The 4,200-nt window shown below is 75.6% G+C and carries 1 protein-coding gene; it reads left to right on the top strand.

The window, feature by feature from the left end:
* Positions 1-4,200 (top strand): amino acid adenylation domain-containing protein (locus ABZ371_RS29725; RefSeq protein ID WP_358685372.1); only part of this gene is annotated, 4,200 nt, incomplete at both ends.

Raw genomic sequence — 4,200 nt, 5'->3', positions numbered from 1 at the left:
GCGCGTGGTGTCGGTCGACGCGGCGGGCGGTGTGCGGGACGGCGGCCCGGCCGCCCCCGGTCCGCTGCCCGCCGGCGGGGGCGGCGACCGGCTCGCGTACGTCATGTTCACCTCCGGCTCCACCGGCCTCCCCAAGGGCGTCGGCGTGACCCACGCCGACATCACCGCCCTCTCGGCGGACCGGACGTGGAGCGGCGGCGTGGCCGACGCCGTCCTGATGCACTCGGCGTACGTCTTCGACGCCTCCACCTTCGAGATGTGGGCGCCCCTGCTGAACGGCGGCCGCGTCGTCGTCGCCCCGGAAGGAACGCTTCAGCCCACCGCACTCCGGGAGCTGACGGCCCGGGACGGCGTGACGGCGGTGTTCCTGACGACCGCCCTGTTCAACGTCCTCGCCGAAACCGATCCCGGCGCCTTCCGAGGGCTGCGGCTCGTCGCCTCCGGAGGCGAGGCGGCGGCCCCCGGGGTCCTCCAGCGCCTGGCCGCCGCCCACCCGGGCACCGCCTTCCTCAACGTCTACGGGCCCACCGAGACCACCACCTTCGCGACCGTCCACCGTGCCGGCCCCGACGACGCCCCCGACGCCGTCCCACCGATCGGCCGGCCGCTCGACGGCATGCGTGCCCATGTGCTCGACGCGGCCCTGCGGCCCGTACCCCCCGGCGCGGAGGGGGAACTGTACGTCGCCGGGCCGGGGGTCGCGCGCGGGTACCTGGGCCGCCCGGGCCTCACCGCCACGCGCTTCGTCGCCGATCCGTTCGCCGGCGACGGACAGCGGATGTACCGCACCGGCGACCTCGTGCGCCGGGACGCCCGGGGCACCCTGCACTACGTCGCCCGGGCCGACCAGCAGGTCAAACTCCGCGGCCACCGCATCGAGCCGGCCGAGATCGAGGCGGTGCTGCGCGCCGACCCGTCCGTCCGTGCGGCCTGCGTCGTGGTCCGTGAGGACCTCCCCGGCGACCGCACCCTGACCGCCTACGTCGTCCCGGCCCCCGGCCGCACGCCTGAACCCGGCCTGCTCGCCGCGCACGTGGGCCGCCACCTGCCCGCCTACATGGTGCCCGCCGCGATCCAGCCACTGGACGCATTGCCCCTGACCCCCAACGGCAAGCTCGACCGGTCGGCCCTGCCCGTCCCCACCGGCCCGCGGGACCCGGCCGGCCAGCTCCCGCGCAACGCCCACGAGGAGATCCTCGCCGGGCTGTTCGCCGACGTCCTGGGCGTGGACCGCGTCGCCGTGGACGACGACTTCTTCGCCCTGGGCGGCCACTCCCTGCTGGCCACCCGGCTCGTGGGCCGCATCCGCACCGCCCTGGACACCGAGACCGAGATCCGCGCCCTCTTCGAGAACCCCACCGTCGCCACGCTCGCCACCGCCCTGCGGGACGCGGGCCGCCCCGCCCGCCCCGCCCTCGTACCGCAGGAACGCCCCACCGTCCTTCCGCTCTCCTACGCCCAGCGGCGACTGTGGTTCCTCCACCGCCTCGAAGGCCCCTCCGCGACCTACAACATCCCCTTCGCCCTGCGACTGGAGGGACCGCTCGACACGGAAGCCCTGCGCCTGGCCCTCGGGGACGTCGTCACCCGGCACGCGGCCCTGCGCACCGTCTTCCCGGAGCGCGACGGCCGGCCGCACCAGCACGTCACCGCCCCCGATGACGTCCACCTGCCGCTCACCGTGGAGCACGTCGAGGAGGAGCGGCTCCCCGCGCGGATCGCGGCCGCCGCGCACACGGCGATCGACATCGAGCACCGGCTCCCGGTCCGGGCGAACCTGCTGCGCCCCGCCGACGACGTCCACGTCCTCGTCCTCGTCGTCCACCACATCGCCGCCGACGGCTCGTCCCTCGCACCCCTCACGCGCGACCTGGGGGCCGCCTACCGTGCCAGGGCCCGCGGCGAGGCGCCGTCCTGGACCCGGCTGCCCGTGGAGTACGCCGACTTCACCCTCTGGCAGCACCGTCTGCTCGGCGACGAGAACGGACCCGGCAGCCTCGTCGCCCGGCAACTGGCCCACTGGCGCGAGGCGCTGGACGGGCTGCCGGAGATGGTCGAGCTGCCGTGGGACCGGCCGCGCCCCGCGGCGCCCCGGCACACCGGCGCCACCCACACTTTCGACCTCGACCCCCTCACCGCCCGGCGGGTCGCTGACCTCGCGCGCTCCCGCGGGTGCAGCGTCTTCATGGTGCTCCAGGCCGCCCTGTCGGCCGTCCTCTCCCGGCACGGCGCGGGGGACGACATCCCGCTGGGCACGGCCGTCGCCGGACGCACCGACGAGGCCGCCGCCGACCTCGTCGGCTTCTTCGTCAACACGCTCGTGCTCCGCACCGACCTGAGCGGCGACCCCACCTTCCTCGAACTCCTCGACCGTGTGAAGGAGTTCGACCTGTCGGCGTACGCACACCAGGACGTCCCCTTCGAGCGCCTGGTGGAACTGCTCAACCCCGCGCGGTCGCGGAACCACCATCCGCTCTTCCAGACCATGCTCGTCCTCCAGAACCACGCCCCCGCCGCCCCGATCGACCTGCCCGGCCTCACCGCGACGGGCGTGCCGGTCGACCCCGGCGTCAGCAAGTTCGACCTGTCGTTCACCTTCACCGAGACCCACGACGAACACGGCGTGCCCACCGGCATGCGGGCCGCCGTCGACTACGCGACGGAACTCTTCGACGCGGCCACGGTCCAGGGCCTCGCCGGACGTCTGGCCCTGCTGCTCCGCGCCGTCACCACCGACCCGGAGCGCAGGCTGAGCGCCTACGACGTCCTCACCGCAGCCGAGCGAGCACGCCTCGACGCCTGGGGGACCGGCCCCGCCGGGAACCTCCCCGTGGCGACCGTCCCGGCGCTCTTCGCCGACCGGGTACGGCGCTCCCCGGACGCCCCGGCCGTCCGCGACGCGGACACCACCCTGACCTACCGCGAGCTCGACGCCCGCTCCGACGCCCTCGCCCACCACCTCACGGCCCTGGGCGCGGGCCCGGAGGACAGGGTGGCCGTCGCCCTGCCCCGCACCCACGACCTGGTCGTCGCGCTCCTCGGCGTCCTCAAGGCCGGTGCGGCGTACGTGCCGCTCGACCCCGACTACCCGGCCCGGCGGCTGTCCTACATGATCGAGGACTCCCGGCCCCGCCTGCTCCTCACCACCCCCGCGGTCCGCCGCCGCCTGCCCGATTCCGAGGTGCCCTGCGTGTACGTGGGCGACCTCCGCGACGGATCCCCGGCACCCGCCCCCACGCACCCGGCCCCCCGCACGGGCCCCGCCCCGGCCCTGCTCCCGGAACATCCGGCGTACGTCATCTACACGTCCGGCTCCACCGGCCGCCCGAAGGGTGTCGTGGTCACCCACCAGGGCGCCGGCGCCATGGCCCGGACCCAGATCGAGCGGCTGCGCGTCACCCCGGACAGCCGGGTGCTGCACATGGCGTCCGTCAGCTTCGACGCCGCGTTCTGGGAGCTGTGCATGGGCCTGCTCTCCGGGGCGTGCCTGGAGATCGACGAGCGCGAGGCCCTGCTGCCCGGCCCCGCGCTGGCCGCGCTGGTCCGCGAGCGGGGCGTCAGCCACCTCACCCTGCCGCCCGCCGTCCTCGCGGTGATGCCGCCCGGCTCGCTGCCGGCCGGCACCACGCTGGTCCTCGCCGGGGAGGCGTGCCCGCCGGCCCTGGTGCGCGCCTGGGCACGGGACCGGTTCCTGGTGAACGCCTACGGACCGACGGAGACCACCGTCTGCGCGACCATGAGCACCTTCCAGCACCCGGACGGACCGCTGGCCCCCGACCGCGCCGTGCCCATCGGCGTCCCCGTCGACGGCACCCGCGTCCACGTCCTGGACGGCCGGCTGGCACCGGTGCCGCCGGGCGTCGTGGGCGAACTGTACGTCGCCGGCGGGGGAGTGGCCCGGGGCTACCACGGCCGGGCCGCCCTGACCGCCTCCCGCTTCGTGGCCGACCCGTTCGACCGGGCGGGAGGCCGCATGTACCGCACCGGCGACCTGGTGCGCTGGACGGCCGCCGGTGAGCTCGTCTACGTCTCCCGCGTCGACGACCAGGTCAAGCTTCGCGGCTTCCGCATCGAACTCGGTGAGATCGAAGCCGCGCTCACCGCCCTGCCCTCGGTCGCCGCGGCCTGCGCCGTCGTCCGCGAGGACCGGCCCGGCGACCGGCGGCTCGTCGCCTACACCGTGGCGGCGGACGGCACGGC

This window comes from Streptomyces sp. NPDC005899, from assembly GCF_040629645.1.
GTDB lineage: Bacteria > Actinomycetota > Actinomycetes > Streptomycetales > Streptomycetaceae > Streptomyces.
Note: the sequence above shows the minus strand (reverse complement) of the source record. Positions and strands in the feature narration are given on the sequence as shown.